We start from the raw sequence: 20,298 nt of genomic DNA, 5'->3' as shown, positions 1-20,298 counted from the left end.
ATCCTCCCCATCCTCCCCATCCTCCCCATCCTCCCCATCCTCCCCATCCTCCCCATCCTCCCCATCCTCCCCATCCCTCCGACGACGATCGCCCTTAGACAAAATCGCCGGTTGTAATAATCAGGTTGCGGAACTCGGGATCGATGCCTTCAAGGAGAGCAACGACCACTGAGGTATCCTTAGCTAAAACGATAGTCGTATCGGTGGGCGACTCTCCGATCGGTGCAGAAATGAGTAACTCACTGACTTTTAGACCGCCCGTGAGAATAAACCTGTCCTGTCCATCCTCAAAATCAGTAATGGTGGCAGTGACTCCGGGACGCAATACGAAGAAGTCCCTGCCTGCACCTCCGGTATAAAGGACAACTTCCCCCGCACTTCCATCGAGGGTGTCGCTGCCATCACCGCCGAGGATGGTGTCATTCCCGTTTCCGCCCAGGATGAAGTCGTTGCCTGCATCTCCGGTGAGGACATCCTCCCCATCGCCACCGTTGATGAGATCCTCTCCATCTCCACCGTTGATAGTATCATTGCCTGTAGCGCCTAATATACTATCGTTTCCGGCATCACCATTAATCACGTTGCTGCCTCCGGTGGCAACAATGGTATCAGCACCTTCCCCACCATTGAGGGTATCATTACCGCCACCCCCGATGAGACTGTCGTTATCCGCACCCCCATCTAGGACATTTTCCCCGTCCCCAGCGAGTAGAGTATCGTTGCCTTCATCGCCGAAGAGACTATCATTGCCTGCTTCTCCGAATAAGATGTCATTGTCCTCACCCCCGCTGATCTGGTCATTACCTTCGCCGCCATAGAGGCTATCTTCTGCTTCATTGCCTAATAGGGTATCGTTGCCAATGCCGCCTAATAAACTATCGTTTTCGGCACCGCTTTCTAAAAAATCATTGCCCTCATCGCCTAAGAGCGTATCACTGCCCTCGTTGCCAATTAAGGTATCATTTCCCGCTTCGCCAAATAATAAATCCTGCCCAGGTCCCGCTAAGAGGGTATCATTTCCACTGCCACCAAATAGGGTATCGTTGCCTAAATCTCCGGAGAGGAAATCATCGTCTGCTTCCCCAAATAGCAAGTCTTCCCCTTTGCCGCCAAAGAGGGTATCGTTCCCTACACCGCCGCGCAAGGTATCACGGCCCTGGTTGCCAAAAAGGTTGTCATCTCCTTCTTGTCCACTCAGTTGATCGTTGCCTTCACCGCCATAGATGCTATCGTTACCCGCACCCCCAATGACGGTATCGTTTCCAAGGTCTCCAAAGAGCAGATCATTGTCCCCATCCCCAAAGATTTGATCGTTGTCTTGCCCCCCATAGATCGTATCAGCACCATCACCCCCAGCGAGGGTATCATCTCCTTGATTGCCGAAGATGATGTCATTCCCATCGTTGCCGAAGACGGTATCATTGCCTTCACCACCAAAGAGTTGATCGTTACCATCGCCACCAAAGAGTTGGTCGTTCTCTTTGTCGCCGTAGAGGAAATCGTCCCCACTTTCGCCGTAGAGGGTGTCATCATTTTGGCCTCCGTACAGGGTATCGTTAGCGCTACCGCCATTGAGGATGTCATTCCCCACATTGCCAAAGATGATGTCGTTACCGGCTTCCCCGATTACATTATCCTCACCGGCTCCAGCATAGACGAGATCATCTCCATCGCCACCAGAAATGGTGTCGTTGTTGATGCCGCCACCAATGAGATCGTTGCCGCTACCCCCTTCAAAAATATTGAATCCAGATTCACTGGTGAGAGTATCATTGCCTTCATCTCCGGAGAAAAAATTGTTCCCGGATCCCCCATCGAGGAAGTCCTCCCCTTGACCCCCGAAGAGGGTATCGTTCCCTTCTTCCCCAAAGAGTTGATCGTTAGCTTGGTTCCCAAAGAGAATATCATCCCCAAGGCGACCAAAGATTTGGTCGTTCCCGGCATTCCCAAAAATTGTGTCGTTGCCAACGGATCCAAAGATGGTATCGTCACCGACGCTGCCTTGGAGGGCGTTGGGAAAATTGAATCCTACAATATTACTACCAGCAGCACGGGCGGCAACGACTAAACTCCAGTAATGATTGGCGTTAAAGGTTCCCGGATCGTTTTCTTGGAAGAAATAGCCAACGCCGATATTATCAACTCCGGCTTTGAGGAGGGTGTCTCGCTGTCCGGGATCGTTGAACCAATTTTCAACAACTTGCTCTGGGGTGGGAAGGGCCGCCGCGATGTTCTCCTGGAAGTTACTAAAGCGGTATCCGACTGCTGCTAACCGGCTGACTGTTGTGGAGCCATCTGAGCCGGTGAGGCTAAAGAAATCGTTTTCCGCCATATCTTCGGCATGGATTTGGGCGGCTCGATTCAACTGAGAATCAAGGGCCACGGGCGGCAAATTGGCGAGGGCGCGTCGTTGATTGACTAGCGCTACAACCTGATTGATAAATTCAGAGTTGGTTGTCATCTCATTTTTCTCCTTTGGGCTTGCTTGCCTTATAATCCATCAAATCATAATGGCGCGTTTTCGATAGAAATGCCAAAGGAGAATAGGGGGAGGGAGTGGGGTTCTAAAAGGACCGACATAGTTGGGAGTCGGAGGGGACCTCGGGAATGAAATGGGGATTTGCTAGGGTTTCTAATTCCTGCAAGAGTTCGCTTTCAAGGGGTGCGGTTGCCAAAATTTCCGGTTTGAGATCTCCCCATTTTTTGCCAGATTGGGTCCGATATCGGATTAAAGCGTTCGGGATTTCTCTGGAGATGAAGACGCGGGGAGGGTCGAGTTGTCCTAATAAGCGGGCATGGCGATAGTGGGGCGATCGCATGAGTGCGCGATCTAACTGGTGGGCGATCGCCTCCGGTGGCTCCTGGGCTTCATCCAGTAACAACAGATAATGGGCAAGAGGTTGGGTCACTGGGACGAGGGTTTTAAAAAAGGTGGTTTTTAAGGAAATGTCTTCGAGGACGGTTTTGATAAAGGGTTCGGAGAGCTTTTCCCCGACTAAATCGCTGATGCTGCGATCGCGTCCCAGGAATTCTAAACAGGGGGTTTTTTGATAAAAATGGCTGACTCGAATGCGATCGCCAATCCGATATCGATACAGCCCACCTTTTTGAGAAATAATCAGGGTATATTCCTTGCCTAGTTTAATCTCATGGAGTTTATAAATTTGTCCGGCATCATCCTCAAATTCAAAAAACACTTCATTGAGTAGGGGAACAAATCCCTGGGCGTCAATTAAAGGAATGGTCATCGGCGCTTCAGTTGCGAGCAATCCTTTCCCCTGTACCATCACCCCGGGAAAAAGTTTTTGCAGAAATTCGGCTTGTTCCCGAGAGTGACTGCTATCCCAACAGGAAATCAGTTTCAGTTTCGGCCAAATTTCAGTCCAGGAAATCGGCGACTGCCTCAACAGTTGCCCGCGCTGGTGAGAGATTTTAGGACCCAATTTCTCTACCAGCGACTCCCGATGGGTTTTTATATAATCCAACAGCACTTTTAGAAAACTGGGACTCCAAATGGAAATCGCTTCTAAGCGGTCTTCGCATAACAGTTCCAAACTTAACTGTTCTTTAAATTCATCGGGGTCTTGGAGGTATTTCAGTCGAGGGGGTGCGACTAATACCAAACTCAGTAAAGCCCGCAACCATCCATCTAAATATTCAGAATCATCGGCCAGTCCGGCAGATATTTCATTAAGTAATTGGGGGTCTTTCAGTTGGGGGGAAATACAGAAATAAAATTTTCCTGTCTCAAATTTCGGGCCATTTTCTATCAGATCATGCACCCACACACAAAACATGGAGTTAAAGCTAGAACGTAGGGATTGGGTGTAAGGAATCCATTTAGCGGGTCCGCGACTCCCAGAGGTTTTTTCATAAAATAAAATTGGTTCCGGGGTCAGAGACTTTCCCGGCAAGGAGGTCGGGTTACCGGGTTGATCGGAGGCCAGGTTTGATGCGAGATTAACAGGTTCTGTCCAGGGTTGAATGTCCTCATAGTCTACAACTGGAATCTGATTCCATTGTTCATTTAAGGAAGCTTTAGGATGGGAACTTAAACCCAGGGATTTTCCATAGTCACTGCCTAGAAAATTTCGATAAATTTCTTGTTGGACAGACCGCTGAGACCTCCGAGGGTTTTTTAAAGCTTGGGAAAACTTATAGGCATACAACCCGAGTAAAAAAGAAAAGAGTTGAATAATAGGACGCATCATAGTTATCCGATTCTAATGGAATGAATCAATGATTAGAGAAAATTAGAAAAATACAATTTTAGGAAAATTATGTCTAAAACTCAAAAGGAGTTAAAGACACTTTTAATGGGTTAATCTCCCAAAGGAGAAGACTATCATGAGTGATTAATTATCTCTACAGCATAATTTATATAAAATCCGCTTTTTATATAAATTTAATCCGTCGAATGCTTGCGGGGGGTGACTTTGGTATTCGGATAAAGATGGGTGGCAATGGGAAGATAAGCCCCATTGGCGATAGTGACTCCCGGCCCAAAATGGGTCCCGGAACCGACAAACACATCAGTGCCAATTTTGACGGATTTTACATACAGCATTAAGTTGTTATGTTTTGGTTTAATAACATGACTATAAATCCCCACTCGATGACCGACAATAGTGCGATCGCCTACTTCCAATAATCCGCGATCGGCCAGTTCTAAAATCGGCATCCAATAAATCCCTCGGCCAATTTTTGCCCCCCACAATCTCAACCACAGAGAAAAAGCCCCGGGAATCAGCCGTAACACCGATTCAATCGCCGGAAACGTAATATAAATAGCCTGAATTTGATGACCTCCCCACCAAGGAGAATAATCTGGGCCTTTTAAGTAAGAAATTCCTTCTTTTAATGGATAAAAATAATTGTGAATCCGATAAACTATAACGGGAAATCCATACAAAGAAAAGATTAAGGTTAAAACCCCTAAAATACCCGGTGAAAGACAAATCCAGAGAAAAGATGCGGCGGTCATTCCCATCACGATCGCTGGAAAGAAGGAAAGAATCAGACTGAGTAAGGTCATTGAAGTTTATTTTTTATTAAACAGGGCTAAAACCCTAAGTTAAAACGGCCACATTAACTTTTGAAATAAGGTTAAATTCGTGGTAATTCCTAAAGCCTTCGGTGTGGTGTTACTGTCATAATTTGTGCCATGCCATCGGTCCCAGAGTTTTAAATTTGCCCCATAGTTAACCCCCATCGACTCCCGACTATGATGCCATGCATGATCCCTCGGTAAAATCAACCAAGGAGAGAGAAAGCGATGCAAGAATGTGTCCGGTAAGGGTTCAATTTCACTATGCCGCCATAAATCTAAAATTGAGGTTAAAGTTACTCCAATTATATAAATGTTTGCGTCTTGGATTAGATAAATAAAGAGAGCATGAATCCAGAGATAAACAATTAAAAAACTGGTCCATAAAGTATTGCGAGAAGTACCGAGAACTTGCCGTTCAGTCATGGTATGATGAACCAGATGCAACCGCCAGAACCTCCGACTATGGAGCAATCGATGATTCCAATAATACAAGTAATCGACCCCAACAAAACTGAGGCCAAAAGCCAGGAGAGGATGTAAGTTTAAAATCCCGCGACTTTCGGGGAGAAAATGCTGATACACTTGATAAATTAGGATAATTTGCAGGACAGGTATTAAAATTCCTTGAAAGCATAAGCCAATTGCATCTAAAAGCCAATCCTGACAAGATTTAGCCTTGAAATTAGCCCGTTGTTCCGTTCGGGCAAACGTCAAAATTAACAGAGTGACAAATGTAATAAAAATAGCCATAAATTTCCTGATACGGTGAATAAAATCTAAACCCAAAAGTTAACTGTTACAGATTTTTGGGGAAGTAATCTCGGGTCTTCCCCGGCTGAAATGGCCTTGCGAATGGATTCAACAAAAACATGAATAGTATCCGCTGGCGTATTGGCAAATTGAGTTCCGTATTTCTCAATTACCTCTTGCTGAATCCCTAAAATTTCTATATCTTGTTTAATAATATACTGGGCAGTCCAGCGCACAAAAGGACGAGCCATTTTATTCCAAAACCCATAATTAAAGGTCACATCGGTATAAACTAAGGTCGAATCTTCTGTTTCGGGAATCGATTGACTGGTAATAAAAAAATGGCGATTTTCTCCCAAGTGATATTCTACACTGGTTACATTAGGCATGGAAAAACAGTCCGTATGGTAAATTTCCCCGCCTTGAGGATTTAAAAACCGCGAATACCATCCCAAATTGGTAGTTTCATTCCGATAGGTGACAAATACCGACCCATCCCGGCGTTCCACCATCATTTCTAACTGTTTTTGCTGCGGTTTACGAAAGACTCCAGGATGCACTGAGGCGGTGTGCGGAATATCAATAAAATTTTCGGCACAATTGGTAACATTGTTGCGAAATCGGTTAATTACCCGCACAGTTTCCCATCCTGGTTTGCCATAGTAAGGCATGGGAAAAGGGTCAAGATTGAGCGTAGAATTCTCCGCTAGTCGGACATAAATATACCCATCTTTTTCTTGACTTGAATAAGAATGAGTCCGACGAGAGGCAAGGGTTTTAAACTGTTCTCCTTCCGCAGGAACCGCTACCACTTGACCCGATTTATCATAAACCCATCCATGATAGGGACAATGCAAAGTCCCCTGGCAGACTTTACCCCGAGAAAGGCGACTATTGCGGTGCATACAGCGATCGCGTAATGCCACTACTTCCCCTTGTTCATCCCGAAAAATCGCCAACCATTCCCCCAAAATCGTGCGCGAAAGCACTGTTTTAGGCTTCAATTGCTCACTCAGTGCTACCACATACCAAAAGTCTTCAAATCCCATAATTGCTATTCCTCAAAAGGGGCGATCGCAATATCGTTCGTTACATCTACTTGACAAGCTAACCGCGCTTGAGGATATCCCGGTGCTAAAATATCTAAAACCTCCCGTTCTTCCAAATTCGCTGGAAGAATATCTCCCTCAATCACACACAAACAAGTCCCACAAATTCCCGTCCGACATCCAAACAAAACCGTTGAATTTTGTACGGTTAAATAATTAGCTAAATTGTCATGTTGAGGTAAAGCGATCGCTGGATAATTCGTCCCTGGAAATCTAACAAAACACCGTTTCATAAAAGCCCATCCTTTAATTTAATATGCTCTGCCTGGGAATGCCCAATTGGAGGCTCTGTCTCCGGCTAATTTCACCTTAAATAATCCCCATAATCTCTAAAACTTTACTCCCCCTTAACCGGCATTTTAGACCAACTAGAAGGAGTTAATCGTTCGACATATTTCATGTACTCGGCCAACGGGCGATCAATACTTAGCAAAGCATTGGGATTGTACCGAATATTGTCATAAATCTTCCCATCTTCTCCCTTCAAAAATAAATAAAGCATCTTCGTACAAAACAATAAAAAGTAAGTCAATACCCAACCCAAAATTCCCGGACGACGGGCGGCTACATAAATATTTTGCACCTTAATTTTGCCCGGTTCCAGGGGAAGATAAGCATAAATCATGTGTAAGGGCGGAATCAATTTAACATTTTTCATCGTAGTTAATAGACCCAAGCAAGCATTTTGATATCTCATGCTATAAGCATAATTTTGTCCTAAAAATTTCCGGGCCAACCGTTCTCGGGGGGTGGTGTTAGGAAATTCACCACTAAGGGTAAAATCCATGAGACTACCGGATTCATTTTCCTGTAAGGTCAGATTCATATTAATATTAACTTTATGCACCGTTTGCAGATGTTGGGCATCAATTCCATTCATCATGCAAATGTGATGATGGCAGGTGCGTTCAAACGGGCGATCGCGAACGGCAATCACCGTTTTTCCCTTGAGTTCATCGAATTCTGCCACCCCTTCCGGTGCGGTTGCATCGGGATAAACCCAAATCATTCCATATTTTTCATCGGTAGCATAAGATTGTAATCGGGCTTTTTCAGGAATGCTGGATTGACAAGGAATATCCTGACAAGTTCCCTCTTCATCAAACGCCCAATGATGGAAAAAACAGCGGATTAAATTCCCCTCCACTCGCCCAATTCCTAAGTCAGTCCCAAGATGGGGACAATAGGCATCTAAAGCCCGAACTTTGCCATCTTCTCCCCGAAACAAAACAATTTGTTGTCCACAGACTTCCAATGATTTCAGTTTGCCTCGGGCTATTTCTTTACTAGGACAAGCAATATACCATCCTTTGGCAACCACATCCCAGTTGTTAAAGATGTGCATCTCGGTTCGAGGTTGGGTATTTCGATTTTGCCTGGAATTCATGGAACTTTAATCACTATAAAATAGATAAATTTTAACGCAAAGCGAGGGATTTTAAAGGACGAGAAGGAGGGGGAATGGGGGCCGCAAAACCCTGAGAGAGCGCTTTTTTTTGGGTGGCTAGATAGCGAGGAATCGAAGTCGCTGCCATAATGGACATTTCCCGGTTAATTTTCCAGGCATAGTCCACTTTTTCAAGATAGACTTGATAGGATGCCCTCGCCTCTTGATGGGTTTTATAACTGCGATGGAGTCCTTCAGTTTCCTGAGTAAAGCAATCCTGCATCATCTGTTTGGCATCGGGATCACTCAGGGCAAAGACGGGCGATCGCAAGAGTTCATAAATCGCGGAATAGAGGGCCGGATCATACCAAAATATCCCATTAATTGCTACGGAAAAATGAGCATGATCTTTTTGACATCCTTGCAAACCCAAGTTGGCGACAAATGTCTCGAATGAGGTGGGCTTTTTCAAACAGGTTACTACTTCATGGGATAACAGGGTCGAACTATTAAAATGAAAGCTTTCATCTAAAAAATGATAATAAGAAATTTTAGCTGGAATTGGAGCATTTTCTTGGTCCAGATGATTTTGATAATATTGGCTTAATTTATGCTGGACTAATTTTCCGTTTAAAGTTCGCAGTCCCCGCACGGTAAAATACTGACAGGCTAAAAATGTATTCCCGGAAGAAAGCATTCCAAAACAGCGGAGTTGTAGTTGTTTCCACCAGGTTTTAAGGGCGTTGGTATTGGCATGAACCATTGTTTCGGTGTAAGGTCCACGCATGGGATAGGTGAAGATCCGTTTGCCAAATAATGCCGCTTCTACTTGTTCTGAAATGGTCTTAAAAGCGTTAATATGCGCCCGTTCTTGGGCAGATTCGAGGTCAAGCATATCGCAAACTAAGCGAAAGTCTTCCTGGGCATAAAGTCCAGCAGCGCTGGTTTGATTAAATAAGATTGTGGCAATTTCTGCGGAGATGATTTGGGAGTAGTAAGCGACCCAGTAGAGGTGATTGAGTATTAGCTTTTGGCTGGGGGTAGATTGGTCCCAAAGTGGGGTTCCGTAGAGGAGGGAAAATTCTTCCGGGTTCCAGTATTCGTTTTGGCAATTGGCATAGGAGAAGGCGTTGGCAGCTTGATCAATTGATGCGGTTTGGTCCTGTTGTTGATTGCGGTGGTAGTTGAGTTGGAGTTTTCGGTAGATTTTTTCGTGTTCTAGGAGGGTATTAGGTTTAGGTTCGTTGAAAAGGTTGTTCATAATGGGGATGAATGAGGGATGGGGAAGAACGATGGAAGTCGTTATTACAAATATTGAGGATAAGTTTTTATAGAAAAACGCATTGTTCTGGGGAAAAGGGTTTAAATGACCCCCGTTCTTCTAGGTGATTGATGATAGAATGAGTAGGGTCAGAGCGGAGGAGCGATCGCAGAAGTTGGAGGCGAGTGCCGCTGTGGGTTTCGGTATCTAATTCTTGAAAAATTTTGATTTGTTGGGGACGGGATAAATCCCCTTTAACTTGTGCGATTGCCTGAACGACTCGTTGGGGTCCTACTTGGACCATCTGCAAGAATGAGGTGAGGATTTCAACGATCGCACTCTGGGATTGCGGGGGAATGGGATGGCGATCGCACAAGGTGACGCCGGTACTATGATGGCGCGCCTCAGCATCGAGAAATCCGCGAAACATTTGGGTTAATTCGCGATCGCAACAGTCGTTAGCGAGGTGGCGATAATGGCTGAGTCCCCATCCTTCTAACACCACCTGAATCACAAAAATTAAGACGCTTTTATCCTCCATTTCCACAATTTCAGCCAGTAATTCTAAAAAGCGATCGCCCGTTGTCACGGGGTTGCGATCGCCTAAAAATGGCCGAATTTGGGCTAAATGGGTGGCTTCATCCGCTGCAAATAAGCCATACAACATCCGTTCTTCTGTAGTTTCCGCCAACATGACCATTTTCGCCATATATCCCACGCCTGCTTTTTCTACAAAGTAGGCTTCTTCCAGAAGTGCGTTGCTACAGTAATGCAAAATTTTCTGTTGTTCTTCCCCGGTGGCATCCTGAAAAATTTTCACCTGATCTAGGCCAAAATAAGATGAATTCCAATAGGCCGGGGTGACTGCCTCTGGGATTGGCAACTCATGGCCGATTCTACTTTTTAAAGCAGCAGAAAGAAGGCGATGCAATTTATCGCCTTCCGTAACATGAGGTAAGTCAAACCGCGCCGTAGTAAATAAAGATTGACTCATCGGTGACTCCGTGGCAACCATTCCATTATGGCGTAGTCTAGCCCAGGTTTTTCGCGGAGTCGTCGGGATTATGACAGATGCTCAACTGTCTCCCAGGTTTCCCATTTGAGCGGTTTTTGTGTTTCTACTTGTTCGATAAACTCGATAATCGCTTGATCGGCTATAGTTGGGGTTTTTAAATCAAATTTAATGGTTTCAAATACTTGAGTATCCCCTTTGGCAAAGTAATTCCCCACCCGCAAGGTAATCCACAGGACAATTCGATTAAACAGCCATCCCCATAAACCTGAGCGTTTCTCGGTAATGGCGATCGTTTGACCTTCGGCTTTTCCATCGGCTTTGAGGCGGATACTAAACATAATATGAAAGTGTAAAAAGTCTGGCCCTACGGTCACGGTCCCGGTACTGCCATACCAATAACACATCTTGTAGGTAATTTCATTTTTATAAAGGGGACGAATCAGCTTGATAAACCAAGATTGGTCTCCCCCTCGGGTAATATTGTTAAAAATAATGGCATTTTCGTTGAGGTTTTTTTTCTCAAATTTAACCTCAACGGGTAGGTTATGAACCGTATTAAAATGATGGGCATCGATCGCATTAATCATCACTACATTCGGATGACAGTTTTTACGAAACCCTAACCCAAAGCCAGCATCACAGTCTTTACCCGCTAATTCGGGAACATAAGGCACGGGATGTCGGGGAGTCTCGCCGGTCCAAACCCAGACTAAACCATAGTTTTCAGCCGTAGGCCAAGACCGAACTTTGGCGGGAATCGTTCTATCTAGGCCCGGACTTTCGACACAGAGACCTCGATTATCATATTTCCAATTGTGGAAAAAACAGCGTAATCCATTGCCATCAACTTTGCCTTCAGCCAGGTGAGCGCCCATGTGGGGACAGTAGGCATCTAAGGCGACAACTTTGCCATCGGTTCCTCGATAAATTGCCAGGTTCCGACCTTGTAGAGTGATAGGTTTGACATGACCGATTTTTAGGTCCTTAGACCGGATGGCCCAGTACCACCCTTCGATAAATCGTTCGGGATTATTAAAGGTTTTGGCTTGACGAACGGTCCGTAGGCTTTGGGCTAAATCGGCTAGGGGTTGAGACTCGAATTGAATCACTGAAATGGTTTCCTTGAATAAGATTTAAACTATGAATTAAGCTTTGATATCAATTATACCCAATAGATTTAAACAGGCAATCCCCTTGTTATTAGGGAGGTTCAGCCTCATCAAATCTTCATCCCCGTTAAGGGTTTTGGCGAGGAATCATTGATCCTTAATATCCTTAATCTATGATAAATTTGAATCGGCAATGGATCAATGGATTAATTAAAACTGATAAAACAGACTCCGGCGATCGCTGCCGCAGACAGTTCATAAACTGGCCCAGAACCCAGTCCCTTACCCGGTTTCACTTCTGTTATTGTGAATAAGCATAAATGAAAATGAAGGAGAAACAAGCGGGTCTCTATGGTTCAGATTAGCAAGAGTTTAAGTGGTTCGGGAGTTCGACCAGAACCCACGGCCCTAAGCCAATCCCCTTCCTTGGGTACATTTTACCTAAGAAAAAATTCCTCATCTCACCCGCTGGTCTGGAGAGATAGGGGAACAATGGATAGGGCATTGAATGAACACCAGGCTAAGTCAATAAAGGATTAGCATCCATTGTTTTATTTTTATGATATTGAAAGCAAAAAATTTCTTCGCGATCGCGCCACACGACCGACTGAACTTGGGACTCGGAAATAGTAAACCAACCACTGTCCAATAACCTAAACATTCCTTGGACAAATAGAGGATCATTCATCATTGCAGTGTATTCTTGGAACAGAGCGAGTTCTTGGTCCCAGGTCAACCCAGCGCGGTTCACGCGAAAGGCCGGTTCAATATCCATCAACTCGCCGGTGCATCCATCATAAATTTCTATGAAATCATCCGGGGTGAACCCAAAGGTAGGCACTCCCTGGGGAAATAGTTCTTCAAACTCGTGATTTGGGACAGTGAGGTAAGCGTAATACATCAGCACCCTCCCAGGTGTACTGTATATGATAGTATCCGCGATCGCCGATACCTTTTATGACCTCGGAAATGCCAAAAAGTCATGAAACTTTGACATGAGGTTCCTGGGACGGCGATCGCTGATGACTTTTTATTACTTTTCCTGACCTAGCAAATCCGGACAGAAAAAAATTTTTTCCAACTCCGCCGGGAGATTGTTGAATTGATAATTATCAATTATCAATTATCAATTATCAATTACTCATTCGTTATCTTTTACTCACTTTCCTGAAATTCTGAAACATTCAGGGTGTTTGTGTCCCCACCCTGACCCACTGTGCGCCCTAGGCTACCGCAGCAACCTGATATAATACAAATTAATAGTTATTACCCCGGAGAGTCCCTTTCTCTTTATCAAAACTTTAAGCTTTATGCAGGAAACTCCTATCAATTTTGAAGAAGCATTCAAAATAGCCGATCAAGTAATTTTTGCCAGAACGGGAAAACATATCAGCGACATTGAAATGATGATTTTTCGGGGTGCATGGCAAGATAAAACTTACGAAGAAATTGCCGAAAATACTGAATATGCCGCTAATTATTTACACCGAATGGTCGGTAAAGATTTCTGGCAACGCTTATCGGATTCATTAGGGGAGAAAGTCAGTAAGAAAAACTTTAAAACGGCGTTAGAACGACATTGGAAAGAAATGTTAAAGCCTTCCCCGATGGGAGTAGGATCTTTGCTGAAACCCGAGGGTTTAGTGACCTCAGAAGCGGTCAAGGAACCTATGCTAGACGGTTCAGAAGGGTCAGTCCCTTTGGATTCACGGTTTTATGTTCACCGTCCACCGATAGAAGCCCGATGTCAAGTGGCGATCGCCCAAGCGGGGGCATTGATTCGGATTAAAGCGCCCCAACAAATGGGCAAAACCTCCCTACTCGATCGCATCCTAGAAGTGGCCCGAACTGCCAATTATCACACCGTTACGTTAAGTTTTGACTTGGCTGATAGTACCGTATTTGCGGACCTGCGGACCTTCTTGCAGTGGTTTTGCGCCAGCGTGGGTCAATTATCGGGATTACCGAATCAATTATCAAATTATTGGGACGATATTTTTGGCTGTAATAATAATTGTACGGTTTATTTTGAGGAGTATATTTTATCTCAATTACCCACTCCGTTAGTCTTAGCTTTAGACAAAGTTGATGTTGTGTTTGAACATCCCGAAATTGCTAACGATTTTTGTCGATTATTGCGCGCCTGGTATGATATCGCCAGACGCAGCGATCGCCGGGGGGATATCTGGAAACAACTGCGATTAATTGTGGTCCATTCTACGGAAGTTTATAGCGCCCTGGATATCAATCATTCTCCCCTTGCCAACGTGGGCGCTGTCTTTCCGTTACCGGAATTTACAGCTTTACAGGTGCAGGATTTAGCTCAACGGTATGGCTTAAACTGGGATACTGAGGTAGAAGTTCGTCAGTTGATGAGTGCGATCGGGGGCCATCCCTATTTAATCCGAAAATCCCTGGATTTTTTGTGCCGTCAACCCATGACGTTAGAACAATTTTCCCAGATTGCACCAACAGAAGCAGGGCCATTTAGTGACCATCTCCGCCAACATTTATGGAATCTCCAACATCATCCCGAATTAGCTGCTGCTTTTCGCGATGTGGTGATGGCAAATAAGCCCGTTAAAATTCCTTCGGAACGCGCTTTTAAATTATATAGCATGGGGTTGGTTCAGTTGCAGGATAATAATGTTACTCCTCGATTTCAGTTATATCAACAGTATTTTTCGGTGCGTTTGGCAGTTAATTAGTAATAAATTAATTGTCTGATTTAAGGGTAAAACTATCCAATCCATAAAATTGTGTTTTAATTCCTCCCTTGGCAATCGGAGGGAACCCCACCCTAACCCTCCCTTGGCAATCGGAGGGGACCCCACCCTAACCCTCCCCTTGCTAAGGGGAGGGGACTGGAAATAGTAAGGAAAATAATCTTAATCCTCATTTTAATTCCCCCCCTTAGCAAGGGGGGGCTAGGGGGGGTCCTCCCCATTTAATCCCAATCTAATCTAGTAAATCAATCATGACAGACTCCTATATTTTTTCCGGAACATTACCTGAAAATGCCCCGACTTATGTGAAAAGAAAGGCGGATTTTGAGCTATATGAAGGATTAAAATCTGGGCAGTTTTGTTATGTATTGAATTCTCGACAAACGGGAAAATCTAGCTTGCGGGTCCAGGTGATGCAGCAGCTAAAACAAGCAGGGGTTGCCTGTAGTGTGATTGATATTTCAATGGATAATATCCAGCAGGGGACTTCCACTCAGTGGTATGCGAATATGCTTCGCAGTCTGACCCTGGATTTGCAGCTTGAGGTGAATTTGGGGTCTTGGTGGCGCGATCGCGATTGGTTATCCCCCTTGGGGCGATTTCGGGAGTTTATTGAAACCGTGGTTTTGGTGCAAATTCCGGGAACGATTGTCATTTTTATCGATGAAATTGACAGTATCCTCAGTTTAAATTTTCCCACGGATGATTTTTTTGCCTTTATTCGTGCTTGTTACAATCAACGGGCCCATCATCCCTCTTACAATCGTCTGACTTTTTGTTTGTTAGGAGTTGCCACCCCGTCGGATTTAATCGCCGACAAACAACGAACCCCGTTTAATATTGGACAAGCGATTGCCTTACATGGGTTTACTTTAGCTGAAGCAAAACCCGCATTACTTCCGGGACTATCTCAGCAATTTACTTACCCTGAAACTGTGTTATCGGAAATTTTAGATTGGACAGGGGGACAACCCTTTTTAACCCAAAAATTATGTAAATTATTGGTTGATAAAGCTCATAATTCTCAACCGAATGTAGGGGGATTGATTAAAATGCACCTGCTGGATAATTGGGAATCTCAGGATGAACCGGACCATTTAAAAACAATTCGCGATCGCCTCCTGAGTGATGAAAAACGCACCCCCCGACGATTGGGATTATATCAAAAAATTTTAACAGCGCACCCCGAAGGTTACCCGGCGGATAATAGTCCCGAACAAACTCAACTACGTCTCTCGGGGTTAATCGTCAAACACCAGGGCAATTTAACCGTATTTAACCGAATTTATCAACAGATTTTTAATGCCGACTGGATTGAAAACCAGTTGGCGACTTTGCGTCCCTATTCCGAGGCGATCGCCGCTTGGTGGGAGAGTGGCGAGGAAGATTCTTCCCGGTTGTTGCGGGGACAGGCGTTACAGGATGCCCTAAACTGGGCCGCTGATAAAAGTTTAAGCGATCGCGATTACCAGTTTTTATCCGCTAGTCAAAACAGCGAGAAAAAATCTCTGGAATTAGCGAAACTGGAAACCGAAATCACCTTAGAAGCAGAACGAAAAGCCAAACAAATCCTAGATACCGCCTACAAAAAAGCCCAACGGGTGATTACTTTCGGATTAGTGGGACTCTGTGCGGTTTCCCTCCTTTCCCTCACCATTATTGCGTGGGCAAATTCGCAAAAACGGCAAGCTGAAATCGCTGAAATTAAAGCCCTTACTTCTGCTTCTAAAATTCGGAACTCTTCCAATGAAAAACTCGAAGCGTTAGTTAATGCAATTAGGGCGGGTCAAAAATTACAATCCAATTGGGCAACTTCGGAATTAATGGCCCCGGCAGTCCTTAATTTAGAAACTATTTTAGCCAATCTTCAAGAAAGGAACAGTTTAAATCGGCATCACGGATGGGTGTGGGATGTTGCTTGGTCTCCCAACGGAGAAACCCTTGCCACCGCCAGCGCTGATGGTACAGTAATTTTGTGGACAGCGCAAGGGGAATTACTGCATACCTTAGAACATGGCGATCGCGTTTATGGACTAGGGTTTTTCCCGGACGGACAAACCCTTGCCACGGCGAATGCTAATCACAGCGTCAAATTGTGGGGAATGGATGGCACTCTTCGTCATACCCTTATCGGACATCAAGGAAGTGTTTTTGCCGTGACTTTCAGTCCCCAAGGTAACTTACTGGTCACGGGAAGTAAGGATAAAACTGCGAAAATTTGGCGCATTGAACCGAATTCCCAAACCCCACCCACTCTCCTGCAAACTCTCACGGCCCATACCCAAGAAATCTCCGATATTAGTTTCTCTCCCGATGGGGAAATGCTGGCGACGGCCAGTTATGACAATCAAGTAAAACTTTGGAAAATTAATTCCCAAGGACAAGCGGAATTATTAACAACATTGACCGGACATCAAAGCGGTGTTTCTACGGTAAATTTTGCTCCCGATGGTCGAACTTTGGCGACAGCGAGTGGGGATGGCCGGGTCAAACTCTGGACTCTGGAGGGACAATTAATCACCTCTTTCAAAGCGCATGACAATGTGGTGACTCGGGTAATTTGGTCCCCTGATGGTCATTTGCTAGGGACCGCGAGTGAGGACCACAGCGTTAAACTCTGGAGTGTCTATGATAGGACCCTGCTGAAGACTTTAACGGCCCATAGTGCTGCCATCTGGGACATTGCCTGGTCCCCCGATGGCAAAACCTTGGCCTCGGCGAGTGGGGATAATACAACGATGTTATGGAATCCTGAAATTCGGTTAATTGAGGTGTTTCAGGGACATCGAGATTTGGTCAATATGGTGAGTTTTTCCCCCGATGGCGAGATTTTGGCCTCCGCAAGTCGGGATAACACGGTGCAACTGTGGCAACAAGACGGGACGTTAGTCAAAACTCTGCGAGGGCATGAGGATTGGGTCCAGGGGGTGGCATTTTCTCCTGATGGAGAGGAAATCGCCTCCGCAAGTCGGGATAAAACCGTCAAACTTTGGGACCAGCAAGGGAAGGTTTTGCAGACCCTGCGGGGACATTCAGATCTAGTGCATAGTGTGAATTTTTCTCCCGAGGGCGATCGCCTAGTTTCTGGCAGTTGGGATGGGACTGTTAAAGTTTGGAATCAAAACGGTAGTCTTCTGGCAACTTTAACCGGCCATCAAGGACGAGTGTTTGAGGTAAAATTCAGTCCAAAAGGGAAATTAATTGCCTCCACCAGTGCAGACAAAACGGTGAAATTATGGAATAGCGATACCTTTACGGTAGCTGCTACCTTAGAGGGACATTTGGATGAAGTGAATAGTGTCAGTTTTTCTCCGGATGAAGCAGCGATCGCCACCGCCAGCGATGATAATACCGTGAAAATTTGGAGTGGGAATGGAGAATTGTTAAATACCTTAGAGGGACATCGAGATAAAGTTTTATGGGTGAGTTTTTCATCTGATGGCAAGATTTTAGCCTCGGCCAGTGACGATCGCACCGTGAAAATTTGGAGTCGTAACGGTCGCCTCTTAACCACTTTAGAGGGACATCAAAACCGGATTGCTGGGGGCAGTTTTAGTCCCGATAGTCAGATTTTAGCTTCTGCTAGTTGGGACCAAACGGTGAAACTGTGGACCATTGCGGATATTTCCCGAGAGAGTTTAGATGGTGAAGGCGATCGCTCAAAGTTAGATAAACTTTTAAACCTAGCTTGCGATCGATTATATGATTATGTCACCCACACCCTAGAATCTTCCCTCTGTCAACCCGACTAACTTTAGTCGTTCTTCTCTCCTGTGCGTAGTTAACGAACTCAGTCATTACTACAAACCGGGACGCTAAATTTAATCCGCTGATTCACTCTTGATAATAAGGGGAAAGCAAGACTTCCCAACTTTGAGACTTTTGAGCATATTCGTACTCACACCCCTCTGCTCTTTCTGCTGGTAAATCTTCATCTTCTACTAAGAATTGATATTTTTCTGGATTGCTGCCATAAACTAAACAGGCCATATTGTAATACCGTTGAATATTTAGAGAATGTTCTCCCCAATAGGTCAACTCTTCTAACTCTGCTTCCTCTTCTGCATCCACGGCAAATTGCCAGACTCCTGAAAGAACTGCATTTTCTCCTTCTTCTCCGGCTTGTAATAAGATGATGGCGGCAAATTCATCGACTACATCTTCTTCTCTCCCCGTAATGGGTAATTCTAGCTGATCTACTAAAGCGTGTCCGAGTTCATGAAAAAAGGTAAAAAGTCCGGCATTAATCACTTCAGCAATATATTCTTCATCGGTTTCCACCTCTTCGGTGAAAATTTGTTTATACCCTTCGATTAATTCATAACACATTGTAATTTCAACCGTGGAGGGGTCATAATAAGCATTTGCTTCCCCACATTCCATGAAATAAACGGGAATATCATTGGGTAATATTAATAATTCATTAATGGTTTGAGCGATTTCTTCAAAAATTTCACTTTCTTGGATAATTTCATGAACTTCTTGATAGGTTTCATCTTCTACGGGGGTATGAAAGATTAAAATATTTCCGGGATCTTCCAGTTCATCGGTTTGGGCACTTTGCCGGATTATTATGCGAGTATTACTGGCAGGAGTGGTTCCTTCAATATGACCCGATCGCGCTTTTCCAATAGGGGTTGCTGTTGCAGAGATTTCCGACTCGGTGGAACTGGATTCTATCTCTATTTCTGTACAACTGATTAACACCGGAGTAAGAACCACGAAACTCATTAAGGTGACATAAATCCGGCGGAGGCGATCGGGCAAAATTTTCATAAAATAGCCGCTGAACCAGGGTGATGGATTTTAGACGAGATGCCCCTAAATGGCGTTTTACATTTAATTTGCATAAAATAAACCCTATCCTGGGAAAGGATAAAAGTTTGATAATTTAACCCTATAGTTCTGGAGTCATTGGCATTTAGCAATCAGGAGTGCGAGCATCTTGCTTGCTATTGGCGTATCTTAAGATTGCCACGGTTTAAATCTTGCAAATTAAACGAATTACGCGATAAGTTTGGAAATTTTAGCAATTTTACTAGAAGCTATAAAAATTGTCAACTCCCCGAGGAGTGAAATAGGGAACTAGGTTATCTGAGGACATTTTTGAGGGGTATGGATGCCCCAGGAAACCGAATCAGGGGGAGTGGAGTGGTGCTTATGGCCTAAAAATCGCTACAATCCAATGTAGATAAACTGTTTTTTGTGTCAAATTTTCAGCGGCTTGAGCAATGACCTCATATACTACGACAAAAGCTGACATGATAGAACTCCGACGGCTTAAAGGCTTACTGCCGCCGGAATTGCAAAGCTGGGTCATGGTCGAAAAAGCGATCGAAGTGAATCCGCCCTTGGTTCGCAGTGAAGAAATCGGAAGCGATCAGGTGGAAGTCCAAATTGACCTAGTGAAGTGGGAACAACTCGCCCTAGATCAGCGCAACTTGCTGTTTTGGCATGAAGTAGCACGCATCCAAAATGACACCATTTCTAAAGAGGGATGGGAAATGGCGGCGCTGGCGATCGGGTTAGGTGGTGCAGTGGGAGAACTGTGGGTACAGGATGGATTGCTGCTGTTGTTGGCACTGTCTCTGTGCGGGGTGGCGGGATACCGACTCTATCAGAAAAACAATGGAGATCGCACCTTAAAAGAAGCAATTGAAGCGGATGAAAAAGCGATCGCCCTTGCGACTCGTTTTGGGTATTCCCTTCCCAATGCTTACAAAAGTCTCGGTAGCGCCCTAAAAACCCTCGTCGAACTTACGCCCAAAAAACGGCAGCGCAGCAAATATGAAGCCCGATTGCAAGCGCTCAAACGCAGTGCTGCTAAAGCCAAAGCCAAGGTTAAGGCGGCGCGGGAAACCACCACGAATACGGAAAGCGTGTACTAACCC

General features: G+C 44.9%; 15 protein-coding genes. 3 read left to right on the top strand and 12 right to left on the bottom strand.

Going from position 1 to position 20,298, the window contains the following annotated elements; translation table 11 throughout:
- Positions 1-94: 94 nt before the first annotated feature.
- The 11 genes from NG796_RS02755 to NG796_RS02705 form a co-directional block, all read right to left on the bottom strand.
- Positions 95-2,461, bottom strand: coding sequence for a CAP domain-containing protein (locus NG796_RS02755; protein ID WP_261204381.1), 2,367 nt, complete (start codon positions 2,459-2,461; stop codon positions 95-97).
- A gap of 103 nt (positions 2,462-2,564) precedes the next feature.
- Complete coding sequence (locus tag NG796_RS02750; protein WP_261204380.1) at positions 2,565-4,211, bottom strand: GH3 auxin-responsive promoter family protein; 1,647 nt, start codon at positions 4,209-4,211, stop codon at positions 2,565-2,567.
- A 194-nt stretch (positions 4,212-4,405) separates the two neighbouring features.
- Positions 4,406-5,035, bottom strand: coding sequence for an acyl transferase (locus NG796_RS02745; protein WP_261204379.1), 630 nt, complete (start codon positions 5,033-5,035; stop codon positions 4,406-4,408).
- Between the two features lie 39 nt (positions 5,036-5,074).
- Positions 5,075-5,800 carry a sterol desaturase family protein gene (locus NG796_RS02740; protein WP_261204378.1) on the bottom strand — a complete coding sequence of 242 codons (726 nt, stop codon included), beginning with the start codon at positions 5,798-5,800 and terminating at the stop codon, positions 5,075-5,077.
- A gap of 26 nt (positions 5,801-5,826) precedes the next feature.
- On the bottom strand, positions 5,827-6,849 hold the full coding sequence (locus NG796_RS02735) for an aromatic ring-hydroxylating oxygenase subunit alpha (protein ID WP_261204377.1): 1,023 nt from the start codon (positions 6,847-6,849) through the stop codon (positions 5,827-5,829).
- 5 nt (positions 6,850-6,854) lie between these two features.
- Positions 6,855-7,142, bottom strand: a complete 288-nt coding sequence (locus NG796_RS02730) for a 2Fe-2S iron-sulfur cluster binding domain-containing protein (protein ID WP_261204376.1) — start codon at positions 7,140-7,142, stop codon at positions 6,855-6,857.
- A 104-nt stretch (positions 7,143-7,246) separates the two neighbouring features.
- Entirely contained in the window at positions 7,247-8,254 is a 1,008-nt protein-coding gene (locus tag NG796_RS02725; RefSeq protein WP_261204375.1) for a Rieske (2Fe-2S) protein, read from the bottom strand.
- A gap of 73 nt (positions 8,255-8,327) precedes the next feature.
- Positions 8,328-9,557 carry a P-aminobenzoate N-oxygenase AurF gene (locus NG796_RS02720; RefSeq protein WP_261204374.1) on the bottom strand — a complete coding sequence of 410 codons (1,230 nt, stop codon included), beginning with the start codon at positions 9,555-9,557 and terminating at the stop codon, positions 8,328-8,330.
- Between the two features lie 67 nt (positions 9,558-9,624).
- On the bottom strand, positions 9,625-10,551 hold the full coding sequence (locus NG796_RS02715) for a ferritin-like domain-containing protein (RefSeq protein ID WP_261204373.1): 927 nt from the start codon (positions 10,549-10,551) through the stop codon (positions 9,625-9,627).
- Positions 10,552-10,619: 68 nt separating this feature from the next.
- A complete protein-coding gene (locus NG796_RS02710) occupies positions 10,620-11,681 on the bottom strand; it encodes a Rieske 2Fe-2S domain-containing protein (protein ID WP_261204372.1) in 1,062 nt (353 codons plus the stop codon).
- A 520-nt stretch (positions 11,682-12,201) separates the two neighbouring features.
- Entirely contained in the window at positions 12,202-12,582 is a 381-nt protein-coding gene (locus NG796_RS02705) for a hypothetical protein (protein ID WP_261204371.1), read from the bottom strand.
- Positions 12,583-12,991: 409 nt separating this feature from the next.
- Between NG796_RS02705 and NG796_RS02700 the strand changes: the two genes are divergently transcribed.
- The gene (locus tag NG796_RS02700) at positions 12,992-14,389 is read left to right on the top strand and encodes an AAA-like domain-containing protein (RefSeq protein ID WP_261204370.1); all 1,398 of its coding nucleotides are present in this window, start codon (positions 12,992-12,994) and stop codon (positions 14,387-14,389) included.
- A gap of 269 nt (positions 14,390-14,658) precedes the next feature.
- A complete protein-coding gene (locus NG796_RS02695) occupies positions 14,659-18,159 on the top strand; it encodes an AAA-like domain-containing protein (protein ID WP_261204369.1) in 3,501 nt (1,166 codons plus the stop codon).
- Positions 18,160-18,241: 82 nt separating this feature from the next.
- On the opposite strand, the gene NG796_RS02690 is transcribed toward NG796_RS02695, so the two are convergent.
- Complete coding sequence (locus NG796_RS02690) at positions 18,242-19,183, bottom strand: DUF4344 domain-containing metallopeptidase (RefSeq protein ID WP_261204368.1); 942 nt, start codon at positions 19,181-19,183, stop codon at positions 18,242-18,244.
- Between the two features lie 455 nt (positions 19,184-19,638).
- On the opposite strand from NG796_RS02690, the gene NG796_RS02685 reads away from it, so the two are divergent.
- Positions 19,639-20,295: a DUF3318 domain-containing protein gene (locus NG796_RS02685; RefSeq protein WP_261204367.1), complete on the top strand. Its 657-nt coding sequence runs from the start codon at positions 19,639-19,641 to the stop codon at positions 20,293-20,295.
- Positions 20,296-20,298 lie beyond the last annotated feature (3 nt).

The organism is Laspinema sp. D2d, assembly GCF_025370755.1.
Classification (GTDB): Bacteria; Cyanobacteriota; Cyanobacteriia; order Cyanobacteriales; family Laspinemataceae; genus Laspinema.
This window is presented reverse-complemented; position numbering and strand designations above follow the sequence as displayed.